Consider the following 20,150-nt stretch of genomic DNA (forward strand, 5'->3'; position numbering starts at 1 on the left):
AGGTCTGCGCCGCAGGGGCCTACTGGCCCAGGGGCTGCGCGATCCCGATTCTCGGCCCACTGGCAGCCTGGCCGGCACCAGCCAGTCCGCCGAGTTCGCGCGCCTGAGCGATGTTGGCCCGCATCGGCTCGACAAAAGGACTGTCCGGTGGTGCCACCTTGAGCAGGTGTTCCCAGCGGGCGACGGCGGCGGCATAGTCCTTTCGCTCGAACGCGGCCGTGCCGGCCAGCGAGAGCGCCTTGCCATGGTTCGGATCGAGCTTGAGCGCACGCTCGACCAGGGCCGCCGGTTCGCCCGCCAGGCGGCTCTCGCGCGTGACGGCCAGCGCATCCGCGTAGTCGGCCAGCAGCGAAGCATCCTGCCCCTGCAGCGCGACGGCGCGTTCGTAGGCCGTCACCGCCTCGGCACGCCGCCCGAGCATGGTGTAGGAGCGGGCCAGCATGGCCCAGCCTTCCGCGTCCTTCGGATCCGCTTTCAGCCGCTGGGCGAGCCTGCCTGCCATGTCCTCGATCTGCTGGAAGCTCAGGGCGTGGGGAGCCGAGGCAGGCGCAGCGGGCGTGCCGGCCTGGCGGGCCGATGCGATCGGCATGTCGGCGGCCGGTGCCGGCGTGCGGGTCCACCAGTAGCCGGTGCCGGCGATCACCAGCATGGCCGCGCCGATGCCTGCCAGCAGCGCGCGCGACGGACCCGCAGGCCTGCCCGATTCGGGCCCCGCGTCGTGGCCGTCGCGCATCACGGCATCGAGCAGCTTGCGCTCGAGTTCGCCGCGGCTTCGTTCGTAGGCCGCGGCGCCGAGTGCGCCCTCCTCGTGAAGAGATTGCAGTTGCCGCAATTGCTGGCGCAGCCTCGCGATGTCGGCGTTCATGGGCGGGTCCAGGGATGAGGGGCGGTCGCGGCCGGCACCGCGTCGCGATGCCGGCCGCATCACGCGCGCAATTCAGAAGTCGTAGCGCCCGCCGAGGTAGTAGAAGAGTCGGCTGGAGGTCTCGGTGCCGTTCGGTCCACTGCTCTTGCTGTACTCGCCGCTGAGCTCCGATTCGATCGACAACTGCTTGAGCGCGCGGTAGGTCACGCGCAAGCCCGGGCTCCAGCGCGAGGTGCGCGCGCCCACCGAGTCGGTCTGCAGGTAGTACTTCAGCGAGGGCTCGAGCAGCAGCATCTCGGTGACCTGCGACGAGTTGTTGTAGCTCAGCAGCGTGCCGTTGTAGCGGAAGGCGGTGTCGCCGGCCAGCGTGTAGCTCGTGCCGCGCTGCCACGAGGCGCCGATCACGTGGGTGTCGCGTGCCGAGTACAGGTTGGTGCCGATCACCTGGCCGCCGACCGAGGTGTTGCGGTTGCGGCCCTGGCCCGGGAACTGGATCGAGGGCACCGGCAGGATGGTGCCGATGTCGGTGAGGCGAATGTCCGCGCCGACCTGCCAGTTCTTGTTGACCGGGGTGGTGGCGCCGATCAGGCCTTGCGTGGTGTTGGAGGTGGTGCCGCGCACGCGGTCGCGCAGGGCCTCCAGCGTCGTGTTGGCCAGCAGGTCCTTGAGTCGCGTCGCCAGCAGCACCTGGGTCGGGTCCTGGAAGAACAGCGCGTTGCCCAGCATCAGCAGCGGCGTCTTGCGGCGATCGAACAGCACGTTGACGACCGAGTTGTCCTCCATCTGCCAGGTGCCTTGCAGCGAGGCGATGTTCAGCCCCTTGATCGCCTCGTCGTAGTCGAGGATGCCGTTGGCCGACACGCCGCCGCTGAAGAAGCGCATCTCGGTGCCGAAGGCGCTGCGGTCGACTTCGCCATCGATCAGCTGGCGGTTGAAATACAGGCTGCCGCTGATCTGCGTGGTCAGCGCATCGGCGTCGATCCACACGCCGTAGAAGCTGCGCTTGCTGTCCAGCAGCTTCTCGGCGGGAAGCCCTGCCGCGCCGTTGATGCGCCACTTCGGCGCGAAGGTGTAGCCGGCCTGCACGCCGTCGTAGCGGCCCAGGATGCCGCCTCCCGTGGGCGACTGCCGGCCGAGCCGCACCTGCGTGCCGGCCGACAGCGAGCGGTGCTCGAAGTACAGCGCCGACAGCCGGTTCTTGCTCTTGTCGCTGTACTTCAGGTCGGCCGAGTAGGCGTCGCGGAAGACGAAGCGCATGTCGGTGTCGGCATCGCGGTAGCGCCAGTTCACGTCGACGTTGGTCAGCAGCAGGCTCTGGTCGACGCCGCTGTCGTACAGCGGCTCGCCGAGGATCGGCGGCAGGCCGCTGATCTGCGAATCCTCGAAGGCCTGCGTGCGGATCTTCGACGCGCCGCCGTAGTAGAACTCCGACACCGAGCCCGCCAGCGTCGAAGTGGGCTCGACCGTGGGCTTCGCCTTCTGCTCGACGATGGTCGTCGCCGCGGGCTTGGGTGCCGCTGCCGGCAGCTTCGCCAGCGCTGCGCGCACGCGATCGGCATCCGCCCCGCTGGGGTAGAGCTGCAGGAAGGTCTCGTACTCGGCACGCGCGCGCACCACGTCGCCGGTCTTCGCGCGGATGTCGCCGGCCAAGGCCTGCGCCTCGCGGGTCGTGGGGTTGGCCGGCAGGTTGAGCAGCTGGTTGAGCTTGTCGAGCGCGGAGTCGGTATCGCCCTGGGCATCGGCCGACTTGGCGGCCGCCAGCAGCGCGGCGGCCCGTGTCAGCACCTCGGCCGGTGTGGCCGGCAAGGCGGGCGCCGACCCCGCGGGCTCGGGCGCCGCTGCCACCGGGCCCGGCGCAGGAACGGGCGCCACGACCGGGGCTGGAACAGGCGCCGGGGTCGGTGCCGGCGGCGGTGCGAGCACGACGATGGCCGCGCCGGGGAATCGTTTGCTCAGCAACGCGCGCGCGGACTCCGCCTCGACCAGCGTGTCGAAGTAGCCGAGGTTGACCTCGTAGACCGTCTTGCCGCCGATCTCTCGCTGGCCGGTGAACACCTGGTAGCGCTGCAGCGCGGCCGGGATCGGCGTGTCGAGCTGGAGGTTCGGGCTGTCGGACTGCTGCAGCGAGATCTGGAACCCCGAGGTCGGCGCGGGCGCCAAGCGGCCCGACGGCGTGGCCGGAATGGCGCGGCCCAGGCCGATGAGCACCACCTCGATCGTGCGGTCGCCACGGCCCGCGCGCACGCGGAACGGCACCGGCTTGCCCAGCCGCACCGCCAGCTTGCGGTTGACGTTCTCGCGCCCCGGGCTCTCGTCGGTGACGGTGATGTCGGGCATCGCGCCGCCACCGGCCAGTCGGCGCTCCGATGGCACCAGGCTGACGTTGTCGCGTGCATTGACGACGTCGAAGACGATCTGCACCGCATCGCCGGACTTCGCGATCAGCGAGCGCCGGTACTGCACCGGCGTCACGAAACGCACCTGCAGCACGGCGTTGTCGCCCTCACGGCGGAAGTCGACGTCGTCGATCAGCTGGGCATGGGCGGTGGAAGCAGCCGTCAGGACGAAAGGCACGACGAGGTGCCGAAGAGAGATGCTCACCGTTCAATCCCAGTTCGAGTAGGTGGACCCGCGCGTGCCCAGGGGCCGGTGGCAACCGGACTCGGAGCAGTCGATCGCCGGAGGTGTCTTGCGCTCGTGCGTCAGTGACTTCTTCTCCATGCTGCCCAGGAAGGCCGTTCCAGTGGCGTGGCAGCCCTTGCACCAGCCGGCGCCGCCGCCCTGGCTGCCGTTGTGGTTCATGGTCGTCGTGCCCCAGGTGGTCGTGCTTCGGTGGCAGGCGTTGCAGTCCATCGCCGCGCCGTTGAGCAGCTGCGTCGCCTCCGGGATGTGGTTGGTCGGCTTGGCCAGCGCGCCCGTCGTGCCTTCGCCGGTGTAGGCACCGTTGTGGCAGGTCTTGCAGGTCGTCGCCGTGACCACGGTGTGGTTCATCGTCAGCGCCGTCGTCCACGAGGCCTGCGAGCGATGGCAGGAGTCGCACTTGGTCGGCCCGGTGGTCACCGGGATGTGCGTGGTCGTCTTGCCGCGCGCGGCCGAGCCGTTGTGGCAGTTGTCGCAGGTGCCCGTGCCCACCGCGTTGGCCGCCGAGTGCGCGAAGGTCACCGTTCCCCAGCTGGCGGTGGACTTGTGGCAGCTCTCGCACACCGTCACGCCGGCGTGGGTGGCGTTGTTGGGCTTGGCCACGGCCGGCGGGTAGCTGCCGGTGTGGCAGCTCGCGCACTGCGTGCTCACCGACACCGAGGCATGGAAGCGGGCACCGCTCCACGCCGTGTAGCCCTGCTTGTGGCAGCTGTCGCAGTTGGTGATCGCCACGCCGGTCAGCGTCTGGTACGGGATGTGGGTCACCGTGCGTCCGTCGGCGGGCGGGAAGGCGCCGCTGTGGCAGCTCGAACACTGGTTGGTGACGACGACCTGCGAGTGGTTGAAGGTCGTCGGCCTCCAGGTGGTGACGTTGTGGCAGCTGCGGCAGTTGGTGGCGCCCACGGGCACGTGCGTGGCCGACTTGCCCGTCGCGGTGCTGCCGTTGTGGCAGGTGGTGCAGTTGGTCGCCGTGGTGAAGGTGCTGTGGTCGACCCGGGCCGAGGCCCAGCTGGTGGTCGACTTGTGGCAGCTCTCGCACACCGTCACGCCGGCATGGATGGCGGTGTTGGGCTTGCCCACGGCGGGCGCGAAGCCGCCGGTGTGGCAGCTCGCGCACTGCGTGCTCACGCTGATCGAGGCATGGAAGCGGGCGCCAGTCCAGGCCGTGTAGCCCTGCTTGTGGCAGCTGTCGCAGTTGGTGATCGCCACGCCGGTCAACGTCTGGTACGGGATGTGAGTCACCGTGCGTCCATCGGCCGGCGGGAAGGCGCCGCTGTGGCAGCTCGAACACTGGTTGGTGACGGCCACCTGCGAGTGGTTGAAGGTCGTCGGCTTCCAGGTCGTCACGCTGTGGCAGCTGCGGCAGTTGGTCGCACCGACCGGCACGTGCGTGGCCGACTTGCCGGTGGCGGCGCTGCCGTTGTGGCAGGTGGTGCAGTTGGTCGCCGTGGTGAAGGTGCTGTGGTCGACCCGGGCCGAGGCCCAGCTGGAGGTCGACTTGTGGCAGCTCTCGCACACCGTCACGCCGGCGTGGATGGCGGTGTTGGGCTTGCCCACGGCGGGCGCGAAGCCGCCGGTGTGGCAGCTCGCGCACTGCGTGCTCACGCTGATCGAGGCGTGGAAGCGGGCGCCGCTCCACGCCGTGTAGCCCTGCTTGTGGCAGCTGTCGCAGTTGGTGATCGCCACGCCGCTGAGCGTCTGGTACGGGATGTGGGTGGCGCCGCGCCCGTCGGCCGGCGGGAAGGCGCCGCTGTGGCAACTCGAGCACTGGTTGGTGACGGCGACTTGCGAATGGTTGAAGCTGGTCGGCTTCCAGGTCGACACGCTGTGGCAGCTCACGCAGTTGGTGGCCGCGACGGGTACGTGCGTGGCCGACTTGCCGGTGGCGGTGCTGCCGTTGTGGCAGGTCGTGCAGTTGGTCGCGGCGGTGAAGGTCCCGTGGTCGACCTTCGCGCCGGCCCAGCTCGTCGTCGACTTGTGGCAGGTCTCGCACACCGTCACGCCGGCATGGATGGCGGTGTTGGGTTTGCCCACGGCACGCGCAAATCCGCCGGTGTGGCAGCTCGCGCATTGCGTGCTCACCGACACCGAGGCATGGAAGCGCGCAGGTGTCCACGACGAGAAGCCGCTCTTGTGGCAGCTGTCGCAGTTGGTGATGGCCGCACCGGCCAGCGACTGGTACGGGATGTGGTTCGCGTTGCGCCCGTCGGCCGGCGGGAAGCCGCCGCTGTGGCAGCTGGCGCACTGGTTGGCCACCACCATCTGCGTGTGGTTGAAGCTGCTGGGCCTCCAGGAGCCGCCGGTGCGGTGGCAGGCATCGCAGCTCTGGCTGCCCACGGGCACGTGGGTCGCCGACTTGCCGGTGGCGCGCGATCCGTTGTGGCAAGTCGCGCAGGTGCCCGGCGTGACCCCGCTGTGGTCGAAGCCCGAGGCCGGCGTCCAGCCGCTGGTCTTGTGGCAGATGTCGCACGAGGCGGTGGTCTGGACGTGGCCGCTGTTCTTGCCCGGCGCCATGCTGCCGTTGTGGCAGCTCGTGCAGCCGCCCGGGCTCACGCCCACGTGGTTGAACTTGGCGCCTGTGTAGCTCTGCGTGCCATGGCAGGTGTCACAGGCCTGCTGGGTGGGGAAGTGGTTCTGGTTCTTGACGACGTTGTTGCGCGACCAGCGTGTGCCGGACACGTGGCAGCTCGCGCAGTCACGCGGCGTGCCCTTGAAGACGCCGCCGATGTGGCACGACTCGCAACGCTCGTTGGCGTGCTGGCCGGTCAGCGCGAAGCCCGTCTTGATGTGCTCGAAGCTGCGCGTGGCCGGCGCGCCCTGCGCCATGGCGAGGGAACTGCCGGTCAGCAGCAGCAACAGCAGCCAGCGGCGCAGCAGCGCGGCCAGCGGCCAGTCCAGGGCGGGGCGGTGTGTCATTGCAGCCATCCATTCGAGCCCGGGCGCTCGGCTGGCCGCGTGAAGCGGCTGGCCCGTCCCAGCAGGGCAGCGACCTGCGTCGCGGTCGTCTCCGCGTCGGGCGTGGCAGAGCCGCGCAGCACCCGGTTGGAGACCTTCTTCCAGTTGTCGGTCACGTGGCACTGTTCGCAGCGCGCGCCGAAGCTTCCGTCGTGCACGTCGTCCTTGCGGTGGCAGGACAGGCAGTCGCTGCCCAGCGCCGCGAAGTCGCGGCCGGCCGGTGCGGCCTTGACGTGGCAGGCATCGCAGGCCAGCTTGCGATGCGCGCCGTCGAGCTTGTACTTGCTGCGGCGGTCGTGGTCGAAGTCCCAGATCGCCCAGCTGCGCGCGTTGTGGCAGCTCTCGCACTTCACGCCGAAGACGAGCTTGTGCTTGTCTTCCTTCTTGTGGCAGCCGTAGCACTCGCGCGACGCATCCTTGTAGCGCGGCGTCGTGTGGCAGTCCTTGCAGGCCGCCTTCAGGTGCTTGCCCACCAGCGGGTAACGCGTCTTGTCGTGGTCGAAGCCGGGGACCTTCCAGTCGCGGTCCGTGTGGCAGGTCTCGCATGCCTTGCCTTCCTGGCCCTCGTGCTTGTCGTCCTTCTTGTGGCAGCCGTAGCACTCGAGCGGCGTCTTGCGCATGCTCTTGAGGTCCTTGTGGCAGGCGTCGCACTTGAGCTTCGGCGCGGCATGCGCATTGCGCAGCTTGAACTTGGTCTTGTCGTGATCGAAGCGGCCCTTGGTCGTCTTCCAGTCACGCTCGCCATGGCAGTCGCCGCAGGCTTCGCCCAGCGTGCCCTCGTGCTTGTCTTCCTTCTTGTGGCAGCCGATGCACTGCTTGGGCGCTTCCTTGAACATCTTGCTCTTGTGGCAGGCGTCGCATTTCGCGTCGGCATGCTTGCCCAGCAGCGGGAAGTCGGTCTTGTCGTGGTCGAACTTGGCCTTTTCCTTCCAGTCCTTCTCCGTGTGGCAGGCGCCGCAGTCCTTGCCCAGCGTTTCCTTGTGCTTGTCGTCCTTCTTGTGGCAGCTGTAGCAGTCGTTGGGCGTCTTGACCTTGTAGAGGTGGCCGGTGTGGCAGTCGCCGCACTTGGTCTTCACGTGCTTGCCGCGCAGCACGTACTTGGTGTCGGTGTCGTGGTTGAAGGTCGAGGGCTTCCACGCCTTGGCGTTGTGGCAGCTGTCGCACTTCTCGCCGAACTGGCCCTTGTGCCCCTTGGTGCCGTCATCGTCCTTCTTGTGGCAGCCGACGCAGGTGCGTGGCGCATTCTTGTAGTCCTTGGTCTTGTGGCAGTCGGCGCACTTGGTGTCGACGTGCTTGCCCTCGAGCGCGAAGCGCGTCTTGTCGTGGTCGAACTTCGCTTCCTTCCAGTTGTTCTCGGTGTGGCAGTCGGCGCACTTCGGCCCGAGCGCGCCCTTGTGCACGTCGTCCTTCTTGTGGCATGCGTTGCAGTCCGTCGAGGCGGCGCGCCACTTCTTCGCCGGCTCGTGGCACTTGTCGCACTCGGTCTTGACGTGCTTGCCGCGTAGCGCGTAGTCGGTCAGGTTGTGGTCGAAGCGCTGCTTGTCGAGCTCGACGATCTTCGCGTCGCGGCCCTTGTGGTCGGTGTGGCACTCGTTGCAGGCCTGTGGCTTCATCCGGCCGTGGTAGCCGGCCTTGGCGCGCACGTCCTGGCCGACGTCCTTATGGCAGTCCATGCAGAGCCGATCCTGTGCGGCGCGATCGAACTTGACGTGGCAGGCCTTGCAGTCGTCGTCCCACTTCAGGTGACCCTGGATCAGCTTGCCCGGCGACAGCACCGATTCGATCGATTGCGCCCGTGCCGCCGCAGCCCACCCAACCGCCAGCGCGAAAGAGAGCGCCAGAAGGGCGAGCCAACGCATCACCGGCGTGAGGCCGGTGGTCGCTCGTGCAGGGGCCGTCCATGGCACCAAACCGGTCTCTCGGTCAGTAGGCGTGCACGGCGATCACGTGCACCACCGAACTGATCACCAGGATGTAGATGAAGGGAACGTGCACCACGTGCCACAGCGCGAACAGCCGCTCGTACGCGGTGAACTGGGCCACCCGCACCACGTTGGCGAGATAGCGCCGCACGAGCTTGCGCGCGAGATAGCGGCGCCGCGACAGGTCTTCGGCGCTCCAGTGCCGGCGCCGCGCGAGCTGGATCAGCGGATGGCGCAACCCGGCCACGCACTGCCAATAGACGATCCACATCTGCACCGGAAGCACGAACACCTGTTGCAGCCAGGTGCTCCAGTTCGCCGTGGCGCCCAGCTGGGACTCGGAGAATGCCAGCAGGCGAGCTTCGACCTCCGGAGCGAAGTGAAGCCGCGAGCGCGCCTCGGATTCGTCGAGTCCGGCGCGCGACTGAAGCTGCTGAAGGTTCAGCTTCTGCCCGGACAGGCCGCGATGCACGCGCAGGTAGATGAACCGGCCGACGACGCCGCTGCCGGCCACCAGCAGCATGCTGTACAGCGCTACCGCGGCATTGAGCGAGCCGACCTTGAACGTCGAGTGGATCAGGATCAGCAGCGGCCCGCCGATGCCCATGATCATGTGGGCAAGGAACCACCACTTCACCTTGCCCAGGCGATGCAGCGGCCGCACGTACTTGCGCAGCGGGTAGCTGAACAGGGTCAGCATCATCACGCCGCCGGCCACGCCCAGCCAGTAGCCGATGTCGTCGCCCGCCTTGAAGTAGTCCTGACGCGTGAGCAGCCAGGCGCCACCGACGAGTGCACCGATCAGCAGGTAGATCCAGAGGTCGCTCGACGAGTGATGCCGCGGGCTCGCCTTCGCTTGCGCCGGGGCGGGCATGGTGGCTTCCAGGGTGCTGCTCATGGGTGGACACGAATCGAGAATTCTTCGGCCGATGCTATGGGAATGCTTCCCACATCTTTGCAACATTTCGTGCTGCGCCGCTGCGTTGGGCGTCACTTTTCCGCAGTGCGAGTCGATGCCGAAATGGCCCTCCTGCACAGGTACAGGAGGGCCTCTGCGCGAGCCGGATCCGCCACGTAACAGCCTGTGAGCGCGGCCGCCTTGCGCCGTTGTGGGGCTTTGCCGCGTGGGATAGCATCCCATTGCCCTTTCCACCTACCGGCCGCCATCGCCCGCGCATGAAGCGAACCAGACCGGCCGGCGCCGACAGCCCCTCGGTGTCCGCCGTCCCTAGCGAGGAACATGCCGCGCTTGCCCTGCGCGAGGCCGCGGCCTTGCTGGCGCCCGTGGTGCGCTGGCTGCTGCGCAACGGCGTGTCGTACAACGCGCTGGCCAACCAGCTCAAGCCGGTGTTCGTGGACGCCGCGCGCGCCGAACTCGAACGCGGCGGCGTGCAGCCCACGGGGTCGGCGCTGAGCGTGCTGTCGGGCGTGCACCGCAAGGACGTGCGCACGATCACCGAGGCGCCGCGCGGTGCGGCGCCGGTGGCGCACCGCGGCGTGCCGCTGGCTTCGCAGGTGTTCACGCGCTGGATGACGGCGCGCCGCTACCGCACCCGCGACGGCGCGCCGCGCGCGCTGCCGCGCAGCGGCGCCGGCATCACCTTCGAGAGCCTGTCGCGCGAGTTGTCGCTGGACGTGCATCCACGCACGGTGATGGACGAACTCCTGCGCCTCGGCCTGGTCACGCTCGAGGACGACTTGCTGGTGCCGGCGAGCACCACTTTCGTGCCCAGCCGCCGGCTCGACGAGCTGACCGCGCTGTTTTCGGCCAACGCGGGCGATCACATCGCCGCCGCCGTTCACAACCTGACGCTCGATGCACCCCGTTACCTCGAGCAGAGCGTCTTCGCCGATGGTCTGGGCGCCGACTCGGTGGCAACGCTGCATGAACACGCCCGGGCGGCATGGAGCGACGCCTTCGCGATGATGGTCAAGCAAGCCCGCAAACACGTGGCGGCCGACGCCGATGTCCCCGACGCCGAGCGGCAACGCATGCGCTTCGGCGTCTACTTCTACAGTGAGCCGACGGCGCCAACGCCTCGGCCCGGCAAGCCGGCAGGCACGCCCGCGCCGCGTGTTCCGCGCCCGCGCGGCAGGAGAACCCCATGAGATCCAGGAGCCTGGCCGCGTGGGCGGCGGCGTGGTGTGCGGCGCTCGGCCTCGCCGTGATGCAGGGCTGCGGCGGTGGAGTCGGCTCGGGCGGCACCGGCATGAGCGAGGGCGTGGCGCAAGGCACGGTGAACGGCTTCGGCAGCGTGATCGTCGACGGCGATCGTTTCGACGACAGCCGTGTTCCCACGCTCGTGGAGAACGAACCCGGTGTGCTGACGCAGACCGAGACCCGCCTGGGCGAGCGGGTCGAACTGGAGTACGACACGTCGGGCGTGGCGCGCCGGCTGATGGTGCGATCAGCGCTGGTAGGCGCCGTGGAGGCGGTTGCCGCCCCCGTGGGCTTCACGGTGCTCGGGCAGCCGGTGGTGGTCAATGCCGATGCACGACGTGGGCCAGTCACCCAGTACGCCGGCGGCTACGCTGGCATCGGCTCCGTGCAGGCCGGGGAGGCGGTCGAAGTGCACGGCTTCGTCGTGCGCGGGGCCTCGGGCTTCTCGATCCAGGCCACGCGGGTGAAGAAGCGCGCGGCGCTGCCGGCTTACCTCAAGGTCACCGGGCTGGCCAGCGAAGTGGGCCCGGCGGAGTTTCGCCTGGGCGCGCTCGTCGTCGGCACGGCCACGGCCACGGTCCTGCCCGAGGGGCGGTCGCTCGTGGACGGGCAACTCGTCTCGGTGCTCGCCGCGGCGCAGACGCTGCAGCCGGCCCAGGGCGCCGCGCCGGCGCGGCTCCGCGCGGCGCAGGTCCGCATCCGCAGCCTGGGAGACGTGGGCAGCGAGGTTTACGTCAGCGGCGTGATCTCGGCGTTCGATCGGCTGAGCTTCAGCTTCGATCTCGACGGCACGCGCGTCAGCTACGCCGGCGCGCTGGTGTCGCCTTCCGGCAGCGTGCTGCTTGACGGCCTGTATGTCCAGGTGCGGGGCATGGTGACGGACGACGGCGTGATCCGCGCCACCGGGGTGAAGTTGCGCGACGGGCGCAACGAGGCCGAGGCCGAGCTCAAGGGCACCGTCGATGCCTACGACGCCGTCACGAAGCGCTTCGTCGTGCGCGGTGTGAGCGTCGACGCCAGCCGGGCCGAGATCGAGGAATGCCCGGGCGGCGCGCTCGCCGACGGCCTGTACGTCAGCGTCGAGGGTTCACTCGACGCCACCACGGTGATCGCGAAGTCAGTGCACTGCGAAGGCGAGACGGACCAAGCCACCGTCGAGCGCAAAGGCGTGGCCGAGTCCGTCGACGCGGCGGCGCAGGTCTTCATGCTGCGGCCCGACACGGGCACGCCTCTGACCGTGCGCTGGACGGCCAGCACCTATCTCAAGAACGTCACGGCGGACACGCTGGCCGGCCAGCGCGTCGAGGTCGAAGGCAAGCTGGTCGACGGCGTGTTGGTAGCGCAGAAGGTCAGCGTCGAGGGCGAGGACGAAGAAGGCGACGACTGAGCGCGAAGCGCGAAGAAGTGCCGGGAATCCGGGGGTTCTCTCGCGAGCGCCTTGACTGCCGGTGGTGATCTAATTCGGCGGACACCTCCGTCCTGCCGCATCGCACCGAGCACGCGCCGTCCATGCCCGTCGTTGCCGTCGTCAATCGCAAGGGTGGCAGCGGCAAGACCACGCTGGCCACGCACCTCGCCGCCTGGTTCGCCAACGGCGGGCATGCCGCGATGCTCGGCGATGTCGATTTCCAGGGCTCGGCGCAGGCCTGGCTCAGGCGCCGCGCGGGCCAGGAGGCCGTGCGCGGCAAGCCCATCGTCGGCTGGTCCGCCGACCCACGCAACGTCTTGCGGCCGCCGGCCGGCGTCACCCATGTGGTGCTCGACACACCCGGTGGGTTGCGCGGCCTGGACCTCGCCAAGGTGGTGATGACTGCCGACGCGATCCTCCTTCCGGTGTGCCATTCGGTGTTCGACCGCGACTCCGCGGCCGACTGCTACGCCGAACTCAAGGCGCTGCCGCGCGTGGCCAGCGGCCGCTGCAAGGTGGCCGCCGTGGGCATGCGGCTCGATGCACGCACGCGCGCCGAAGACGTGCTGCGCCAGTGGGCCGACGGCATCGGCCTGCCCTTTATCGGCGTGATTCGCGAGACGCAGGGCTACGTGCGCTGCGTGGAGCAGGGGCTGTCGTTATTCGACATGCCGCCGTCCAAGGTCCAATCGGACCTGGACCAGTGGAAACCCATCTTCGAATGGCTGGATCCGGTGCTCAAGCCGGTTCCGGCGACCGCCAGCGCCGCGGCGCCCGTGCAGCGGGTGATGCCGGCGCCAGCCCCGACGACAGTTCCCGCGCCCCGCCCGCCGCCCGTGTCTCGGCCGGCGGTGGTGGTGCAGGTCCCGGCCGACGTGCTGGAGGGCCCGCCTCGGCGCGAGGGGCTGGCGTCCTGGCTCGGCTCCTGGCTCGATCTGCTTCCGCTGCGCCGGTTGCGCCACCGCAACCTGTAGCCGGGGCGGCCGCGTTCAGCGCGGCGCGCCGTCCTTCGCGGTGAGCGTCAGCAGGATGTCCGCATACCAGGCGCAGTTCAGGCCGAGCGATTCGTCGGCCAGCAGGTCGCGATCGCCCATGTCCATGCGCGCCGAGTGCACGCCCAGCAGCTTCCAGGGCAGCTTCTGGCGATCGCCGGCGGTCGGGCTGCCCACGCGCAGCAGCACCGGCGAGCCGCTCGTGCCGCGGTGCGTGCGTGCGTCGGTGAGGAAGAAGCCCTGGCCCTGGAAACGCAGTCCGAACGACGAGGCGACGATCGCCTGGCGCACCACCGGCAGGTGATGCAGCGTGTCGTGGAAGCCCAGCGGAAAGCCCACCACCACCAGCGACATGCCGACCTCCACGGCCTCCAGGTCGGCCTGCAGGTGGCTGCTGTCGAAGGCGCGGTACACGGCATTGGCAGGCAGCGCAGCACGATCGAGTTCGATCACCGCCACGTCGATCTCGCCTTGCGAGTCGCTTCCCTGGCGCCACAGGCTGCGGCCGTCGCGGTACAGCGGAATCGACCAGCGAAGCGATTCGGTCAGGCGTTTCGCATCGGTGTGCAGTTCGATCTCGATGCGGTCGGGCAGGTGGCCCGTCGGCTCGTCGATCAGCACGTGGCGGCTGGTGACCAGGAACAAGCGCTCGTCGCGCGTGAAGAAGAAGCCGCTGGCGTGCGTCAGCGCGCCGCTGCCGAGAAAGGTCGACACCTGCGTGGCGGTGAAGAGCACGGCCTCGATCATCCGGGGGCATTGTGCCCTCGACGTCCTCGATGCCATCGAACAGCGTACGATGCGGCCGTGGATCTGCCTGAGACCGCTTCCTGAACTCGTGCCGTGCAACGCGCCCGCGTGCTGCACGATCGATCCCGTCAGTCGCCTTCTTGCGTGCTTCTGCGCTGCGCCGGCATGTGCCGCGCATCAACCGACGAAAGAGATCGACATGACGACACAAACAGGCATCGTGAAGTGGTTCGACGAGGGCAAGGGCTACGGTTTCATCACGCCCGATGACGGCGGCAAGGACCTGTTCGCCCACTTCCGCGAGATCAAGGGTGACGCCGGCTTCAAGACGCTGGTCGAGCGCCAGCACGTGCAGTTCGAGGTCACGCAGGGCCAGAAGGGCCCGCAGGCATCGAACATCCGATTGACCTCGGTCTAGGCGGGCACGCCATGTGGCTGCTGGTGCAGGTTGCCCGCGGGAGCAAGTACTTCGACCCCGACTCGCGGGTCGACAACCGCGTGCTCATCTGCGACGGCGGCGAATTGACGATCTCGGGGCGCTCGTCGGGTGACGGCGCCTACCGTTTCGAGGCGCGCCGCGGCACCGAGAACTTCTCGTTTGCCGACTTCAAGGGGCTGGCCGCCGGGGCTTCGCTGGTCGACGAGTTCAACGCGCTCGCGCAGCGGCTCGACGCCGTGGGCGCACCGTCCAAGGGCTGACTCCGCCGCGGCTGGCGCGGCTGCGCAGGGCGGTACAGAATGCAGCCATGCCGGGCGCGCCCCGGCCGCTGCAGGAGAAGGCCATGAAGAACCGACGCACCCTTGCCCTCATTGCCGTCGCCATTGCCGCGCTCGGCGCGACATCGGCGCAGGCACATGGCCGGCACGGCCGCGTTTGGGGCGGCGTGAGCATTGGCATCGGCGTGCCCTTCTACTACGGCCCGTACGGCGGGCCGTGGTATTCCCCCGCGCCGGTTTACGCCGTGCCGCCGCCGGTCGTCTATGCCGATCCGCCCGAACAGAGCGCGCCACCGGCGAAGGCGCTGCCTGAGCCGATCTTCTATCCGCGCAACGGCCAGAGTGCATCGCAGCTCGAGGCCGACCGTCAGGCCTGCAACCGCTGGGCCACCACGCAGCCCAGCGCGATGGCCGACGCCGGTGTCTTCCACCGGGCCACGCAGGCCTGCATGGACGCGCAGGGCTACACCTCACGCTGAGCGGATCCAAAAGAGAAGGGCCCCCGCGGGGGCCCTTCGAATGGATTCTCCGACTCAGTTCTCGAGCTGCAGTTCTTCCCAGGTCACGGTACCGGAGGAGAGCCGGCCGCGGGCCTTGATCAGCGTGTTGACCTTGGCTGCCGCGAAGAACGCGGCCCGCGAGATCTGCGCATCGCTCAGGTCCTGGTAGGACGACACGCTCGTCGTCGACACGGTGATGCCCAGCAGCGTCACGCTGGTCTCCGGCGTGACCGCCGAGGCCGGCGCCTGCAGTTCGATGCGGTTGTCCGCCGAACGCACTTCCAGCTGCGAGGCGCCCACCGAGCCATTGCTGCCGAGCTTGCCGCGGATGCGCAGGTGGTTGCCCACTGCGAGCGCGCCGATCGAGCCCACGTTCTTCAGCTCGGTGATCGAGGTCACGTTCACGGTGATGCCCGGCAGGCCGGTCAGCGTCAGGTTGCCCGTGCCGGCGTTGAAGGTGGCGATGTCGCCTTCGAGCCGGATCGCGTCGCGGAACGACACCTTGGTGGCCGTCAGCACGCCGCCGGAGATCGAGCCTTCGGCTTCGAGCTTGGTGCCCACCGCGATGTCGCCGAACACGCCGCCTTCGTAGCGGGTGGAGCCTGTCGTCGCGACGACCTGGTTGCCGATCGTGAAGCCGGACGCCGTCACCGCGGAGACGATGCCTTCGATCTCGGCCTGCGAAATGCTGGTGACCTTCAGTCCGGCCGGCTCGACCTTGCTCGCCGTCAGCGTGCCGCACACCGGAGCCGCACCGGAACAGGCGGTGCCCTTCACGTCGACCTGGAGGCCGTTCCACGAGCCGGCTGGCATGTCGCCGACGGTCGCGCCGGCATACTGCACGGTCAGTGTGCCGACCTGGAAGGTCTGCGCCGCGGTGTTCTGGTTCTTCACCACGCCCTTCACCGCGAACGGCGGGGTCGGGGCCGTCGTCTTCTTCTCGATGAAGCCGGCGGAGATGAGGCCGTCGCCCGCCACCAGGCCATAGACATTGACGCGGTCGCCCTGCACCGGCACGACGTTGTTGTCGAACTTCGTGAGGTTGTCGATCTGCACCGTCTGGCCCATCACGACCATCCGGTTTGCATCAATCACTTGCTCGACGAAGCCCTTGATCGACTCGTCAACGGTGATGGTGCTGGCCGTCGCGCCGGAAATGGAGCCGTCCACCTGCACCACCATGCCGACGCGCAGGTCGTTCTGGCTGCCGCCGCCGTTCGGGTTGTCGTCGGTCTTGAAGGTGGTGTTGCTGGTGCTGTACTCCACACCGTTGACCCACACGCTGCCGAACGCGGTGATGGTCCCGTAAGCCACGCCGGTACCGCCGATGCCGCCGCCGCCGGTGCCACCGATGCCGCCCGACGAGCCGCCGCCGCCGCATGCCGCGAGCACGAGGGCCGAGGCCCCCGCGAGCCAGGTCACGAGTTTCCTGATGTTCATGTCAATCTTCCTTCCTGTGAGCGGGAACCATCGGTTCCTCGAAGTAATAGATGCCCATGCCCACGCGCATCGCGGGCTGGGAGCTGTGGTCGGTCTTGTCGCTCTTCTCGTGTACGGCGAGCCAGCGATCAAATTTCTCGAGAAGTTCCTGCGCCTGCGCGGAACTCAGCTTGCGGAAGGCAGGCAGCTCCGAGGCGGGGTAGTCCGTGTACATGACCTTGCGCTGGAAACGCGGGTCGGTGTCGGCGTGCTGGAGGTTGTGGTCGATCGTCGAGATCAGGTCGGCCACGTCGCTGCCGAGGATGCCGAGTTTCTCGGTCTCCCCGCTGCGCGGCACGTAGCCCGACGTGACCAGCTCGAGCTTCTGGTCGTCGCGCTGGCGCACCGAGCCGACGCGCAGCAATTCGTCCAGCACCGCCCGCGCGGGCATGTCGCCGCTGTAGCGGCGCACCAGCACGGCAAAGCTCTGCGAACCCTCGAGCGGGTCCAGCGCCAGTGGCGTGCCCTTGTCGTCGTGGAACTCGGCGTCCCGAGCCCAGCCGGTCAGAACGCGTGCGGCGCGGTTGTAGCCCTCGTCGCTGGCGGCCCGCTCGGGCGCCGTGTCGGCGACCAGGCGCTGCACGTCCTTGCGGGTCAATCCGGTGAGGATGGACGCGCGGGACAGCGTAGGCTTCTTGCCGGGGATGCCGAAGTCGTCCAGCGCCACCTGCACGTAGGTGTGCTTGGCCAGCTCCTCGAAGGCGGCGAACGGCACGTGGTGGCGCAGCAGCAGTCGGCACAGGGGCCTCAGCAGCTTGAGCACCGCGGCGTTCACGGCGATGTGGATTCGGTTTTCGGCGTCCATGTTTGGGATTATTTTCCCAAGTTGTGGGGTCGTCAAGCTTTTTCTCTCAACAGATTCGCATCAGCGTGTTTCGCGGAAGTCGGTCGGCATGGCCATCGCCAGGCCGTGCTTGTCGATGCGGTAGCGCAGGGTGTCGCGGCTGATGCCCAGGTCGCGCGCGGCGCGGCTGACGTTCCAGCCACTGCGCTCCAGCGCCTGCACGAGCGCGTCGCGCTCCATGGCGGGCAATGTGCGCGCCGACGCTGCGTCAGGGGTCGCCGGCATCTCGGCCATCCCGCTGCGCGGCTCCTCGCGCAGGCCGAGGTCGTCGACACCCAGCGTCTGCCCGTGGCACAGCAGCACGGCCTGCTCGAGCAGGTTGCGCAGTTCGCGCACGTTGCCCGGCCAGGCATGCCTCATGAGGGCGTGCTCGGCATCCGCGCTGAAGGACGGTGTGGCCCTTCCATAGCGAGCAGCGTGGTGGGCCACGAAGCTGCGAGCGAGCAGGAGCACGTCGGCGCCGCGCTCGCGCAGCGGCGGCAACTCGAGCTGCACGACGCGCAGGCGGAAGTAGAGGTCGGCGCGGAAGCGCCCTTCGCGCACCAACTGGTCCAGCGGCCGGTGCGTGGCCGCGACGATGCGCACGTTGACGCGCTGCTCGCGCACGCTGCCCAGGCGCCGCACCGTGCGCTCCTCCAGCAACTTGAGCAGCTTGGCTTGCAGCGACTGCTCCATGTCGCCGATCTCGTCGAGGAACAGCGTGCCGCCTTCGGCCGTCTCGACCAGGCCGAGCTTGCGCTCGCGCGCGTCGGTGAAGGCGCCACGCTCGTGGCCGAAGAGCTCCGACTCGAGCAGCTGCGCCGGCAGCGCCGCGCAGTTGAGCTCGACGAAGGGCTTGTCGCGACGCGGGCCGTTGAAATGCAGCGCGCGCGCGACGAGTTCCTTGCCGGTGCCGGTCTCGCCGCGCAGCAGCACCGCCGGCGCCTCCGTGTCCTGCAGGTTCGCCTCGGCCTGCAACAGCTGGCGCAGCAGCGCGTGGAGCTTGCGCATGCCGGGCGACTCGCCCTGCAGGGTGCTGAGGTCGGCGCCTTCGCCGTCGCGCCGCCGGTAATAGGCCAGTGCGCTGTCCTTGCGGCTTTCGGAGGTCGCGCGCTCGAGCAGCATGCCGAGCTTGGACAGTGCCACCGGCTTGGTGAGGAAGTCCAGCGCGCCGGCCTTCATCGCGTCCACCGCCATTTCGACGTTGGCGTGGCCGGTGACCATGATCACCTGCGTCGCCGGGCTGTGCGCGCGGATGCGCTCCAGCGCCTGCAGGCCGTCCATGCCGGGCAGGTTGAAGTCGAGCACCACCGCGTCGGGCGCGAAGCTGTCCAGCCTCGCCAGGCCTTCCTCGGCCGAGCCGGCGCATTCCACCTCGTAGTCGTTGCGCTCGAGGTAGGTGCGCATGTTCTTCGCGAGGATCGCTTCGTCCTCGATGATCAGGATGGCGCCGTTCATGGATCGGTTCCCGGTTCAGGTGGATGAGGCCAGGCGCAGGCTGATCGAGACGACCGTGCCCTTGCCCTCTTCGCTGGCGATGTGCAGCCGGCCGCCGTGCCGCTCGAGCACGCGACGGGCCAGCGCCAGGCCCACGCCCATGCCGTTGGCCTTGGTGGTGAAGAAGGGGCTGCCGGCCTGCGCGCGCTGCGTGCGGCTCATGCCATGCCCGTTGTCCTGCACGCGCAGCGTGAGAAGCCGCCGGCGCTCGTCGGGCGCGGCGCTGACCGTGATGCGGCCGCCGTCCTGCACCGCGTCCAGCGCGTTGGCCAGCACGCTGCGCAGCACCTGGCCAACAAACAGCGCATCGCCGCGGACAGCGGGCAGGTCGTCGGCCAGCTCGGCGCGCGCGCGCACATGCCGGCGCTCCAGCTCGCGGCCGAATTCCTGCAGGCAGCTCTGCACCAGCGGGGCCACCGACAGCGGCTGCGACGCGCCCTCGTTCGAGCGGGTGTAGGACAGCAGCTCGCGCAGCCAGGCACCCAGGCGGTCGGCCTGCTCGACGATGTCCTGGGCCGCCTCCTGCGTGGCGCGGGCGTCGCCGGCACGCGGCGGGCCGCTGGCGCTGTCGACGATCAGCTCGGCCGAACTGCGCATGGCCGCCAGCGGGTTGCGGATGCCGTGCGCCACCACCGAACTCATCTCGCCGACGACCGCGAAGGTCTCGTTCTCGACCAGCTGGCGCTGCTGCGCCTGGATCAGGCCGTCGGCGCGCCGCACCAGACCGAACAGCGCCGCGAACAGCAGCAGGCCGAAACCGATCGCACCCAGCGCGATGAAGTGGCGCAGCTGCGCGAGCAGGTGCATCAGACCGCGAGGGTTCTTGTAGAACTCGATCGCACCGATCACCCGGCCGGTGCGCGACTCCGTCACCGGCACGTAGATCTCGACGAACAGGTCGTCGGGCTGAGTCAAGGCCTCGTACTCGCTCTTGCCGTTGACGCGCTCCTGCTGCGTCTTCTTCTCGACCACCACCGCCCCGCGAAGAGCGAAATCGAGCTCCTCGTTCGGGCCGAACTGGCGCCCGATCAGCGTCCGGTCGCTGGACCACAGCACGCGGCGCTGCAGGTCGTACAGGTTGGCGCGCAGCATGTCGGGCATGCGTGCGAGGTGCTGGAAGGCCTCCTCGACGTCGGCCGACGGCGCTTCCTTCGGATTGGCGACGTAGTCCTGCATTGCCGTCTCGACCAGCATCAGGCTGTGCACGAAGTCGCGGGTCAGCGTGCCTTCCTGCAAGAGCATGCGCTGGGTAACGAACCAGCTCAGCAGCCAGACGCTGGCCACCGCGATCACCGTGATCGCGGCCATCGAGACGACGCCGAACCAGCGTGTCAGGCCGAAGCCTCCTGCACTGCCGCCGTTGGGGGTGGAGTGGGTCACATGACCCCCAATCCCTGGGGCATTTGCCCCACCCTGATTGCCCGTGACGGCGCCCATCCGGGTT

The 20,150-nt window shown here is 68.9% G+C and carries 16 protein-coding genes; 6 read left to right on the forward strand and 10 right to left on the reverse strand.

Annotated features, from left to right (window positions below; all coding sequences use genetic code 11):
* Positions 1-19: 19 nt before the first annotated feature.
* The 5 genes from ccmI to HZ992_RS25040 are packed head-to-tail and all read right to left on the reverse strand — an operon-like array spanning position 20 to position 9,280.
* Positions 20-925: a c-type cytochrome biogenesis protein CcmI gene (gene ccmI / locus HZ992_RS25020; RefSeq protein WP_371816769.1), complete on the reverse strand. Its 906-nt coding sequence runs from the start codon at positions 923-925 to the stop codon at positions 20-22.
* 12 nt (positions 926-937) lie between these two features.
* Positions 938-3,466, reverse strand: coding sequence for a tetratricopeptide repeat protein (locus HZ992_RS25025; RefSeq protein WP_209384542.1), 2,529 nt, complete (start codon positions 3,464-3,466; stop codon positions 938-940).
* A gap of 3 nt (positions 3,467-3,469) precedes the next feature.
* On the reverse strand, positions 3,470-6,421 hold the full coding sequence (locus HZ992_RS25030) for a cytochrome c3 family protein (protein WP_209384543.1): 2,952 nt from the start codon (positions 6,419-6,421) through the stop codon (positions 3,470-3,472).
* Positions 6,418-8,367 (reverse strand): cytochrome C, encoded by a 1,950-nt coding sequence (locus HZ992_RS25035; RefSeq protein ID WP_209384544.1) that lies wholly within the window; start codon positions 8,365-8,367, stop codon positions 6,418-6,420. The genes HZ992_RS25030 and HZ992_RS25035 overlap by 4 nt, the downstream gene beginning before the upstream one ends.
* A 16-nt stretch (positions 8,368-8,383) precedes the next feature.
* Positions 8,384-9,280 carry a hypothetical protein gene (locus tag HZ992_RS25040; protein WP_209384545.1) on the reverse strand — a complete coding sequence of 299 codons (897 nt, stop codon included), beginning with the start codon at positions 9,278-9,280 and terminating at the stop codon, positions 8,384-8,386.
* Positions 9,281-9,558: 278 nt separating this feature from the next.
* Here HZ992_RS25040 and HZ992_RS25045 point away from each other — a divergent pair, with 278 nt between their 5' ends.
* From HZ992_RS25045 to HZ992_RS25055, 3 genes are all read left to right on the forward strand, one after another.
* A complete protein-coding gene (locus HZ992_RS25045; protein ID WP_209384546.1) occupies positions 9,559-10,491 on the forward strand; it encodes a DUF6502 family protein in 933 nt (310 codons plus the stop codon).
* A complete protein-coding gene (locus tag HZ992_RS25050; protein ID WP_209384547.1) occupies positions 10,488-11,930 on the forward strand; it encodes a DUF5666 domain-containing protein in 1,443 nt (480 codons plus the stop codon). The genes HZ992_RS25045 and HZ992_RS25050 overlap by 4 nt, the downstream gene beginning before the upstream one ends.
* 122 nt (positions 11,931-12,052) lie before the next feature.
* Positions 12,053-12,925 carry a nucleotide-binding protein gene (locus HZ992_RS25055; RefSeq protein WP_209384548.1) on the forward strand — a complete coding sequence of 291 codons (873 nt, stop codon included), beginning with the start codon at positions 12,053-12,055 and terminating at the stop codon, positions 12,923-12,925.
* Between the two features lie 15 nt (positions 12,926-12,940).
* Here HZ992_RS25055 and HZ992_RS25060 read toward each other — a convergent pair whose 3' ends face one another.
* Positions 12,941-13,690 carry a S1 family peptidase gene (locus tag HZ992_RS25060; RefSeq protein WP_209384549.1) on the reverse strand — a complete coding sequence of 250 codons (750 nt, stop codon included), beginning with the start codon at positions 13,688-13,690 and terminating at the stop codon, positions 12,941-12,943.
* A 199-nt stretch (positions 13,691-13,889) separates the two neighbouring features.
* Between HZ992_RS25060 and HZ992_RS25065 the strand changes: the two genes are divergently transcribed.
* The 3 genes from HZ992_RS25065 (at position 13,890) to HZ992_RS25075 (ending at position 14,886) form a co-directional block, all read left to right on the forward strand.
* On the forward strand, positions 13,890-14,108 hold the full coding sequence (locus HZ992_RS25065; protein WP_209384550.1) for a cold-shock protein: 219 nt from the start codon (positions 13,890-13,892) through the stop codon (positions 14,106-14,108).
* Positions 14,109-14,119: 11 nt separating this feature from the next.
* The gene (locus tag HZ992_RS25070; protein WP_209384551.1) at positions 14,120-14,389 is read left to right on the forward strand and encodes a hypothetical protein; all 270 of its coding nucleotides are present in this window, start codon (positions 14,120-14,122) and stop codon (positions 14,387-14,389) included.
* Positions 14,390-14,472: 83 nt separating this feature from the next.
* Positions 14,473-14,886, forward strand: a complete 414-nt coding sequence (locus HZ992_RS25075) for a hypothetical protein (protein WP_209384552.1) — start codon at positions 14,473-14,475, stop codon at positions 14,884-14,886.
* Positions 14,887-14,940: 54 nt separating this feature from the next.
* Here the strand turns inward: HZ992_RS25075 and HZ992_RS25080 are convergent, their stop codons facing one another.
* Genes HZ992_RS25080 through HZ992_RS25095 form a run of 4 tightly spaced genes read right to left on the reverse strand, consistent with a single transcriptional unit; the run spans position 14,941 to position 20,086 of the window.
* Positions 14,941-16,347 (reverse strand): DUF5666 domain-containing protein, encoded by a 1,407-nt coding sequence (locus tag HZ992_RS25080; protein WP_209384553.1) that lies wholly within the window; start codon positions 16,345-16,347, stop codon positions 14,941-14,943.
* Position 16,348: 1 nt separating this feature from the next.
* Positions 16,349-17,191 carry a DUF6502 family protein gene (locus tag HZ992_RS25085; RefSeq protein ID WP_209384554.1) on the reverse strand — a complete coding sequence of 281 codons (843 nt, stop codon included), beginning with the start codon at positions 17,189-17,191 and terminating at the stop codon, positions 16,349-16,351.
* Positions 17,192-17,251: 60 nt separating this feature from the next.
* Positions 17,252-18,667: a sigma-54-dependent transcriptional regulator gene (locus HZ992_RS25090; RefSeq protein ID WP_209384555.1), complete on the reverse strand. Its 1,416-nt coding sequence runs from the start codon at positions 18,665-18,667 to the stop codon at positions 17,252-17,254.
* A gap of 15 nt (positions 18,668-18,682) precedes the next feature.
* Complete coding sequence (locus HZ992_RS25095) at positions 18,683-20,086, reverse strand: sensor histidine kinase (RefSeq protein WP_245213302.1); 1,404 nt, start codon at positions 20,084-20,086, stop codon at positions 18,683-18,685.
* Positions 20,087-20,150 lie beyond the last annotated feature (64 nt).

It is taken from the genome of Rhizobacter sp. AJA081-3, assembly GCF_017795745.1.
Lineage (GTDB): Bacteria > Pseudomonadota > Gammaproteobacteria > Burkholderiales > Burkholderiaceae_C > Piscinibacter.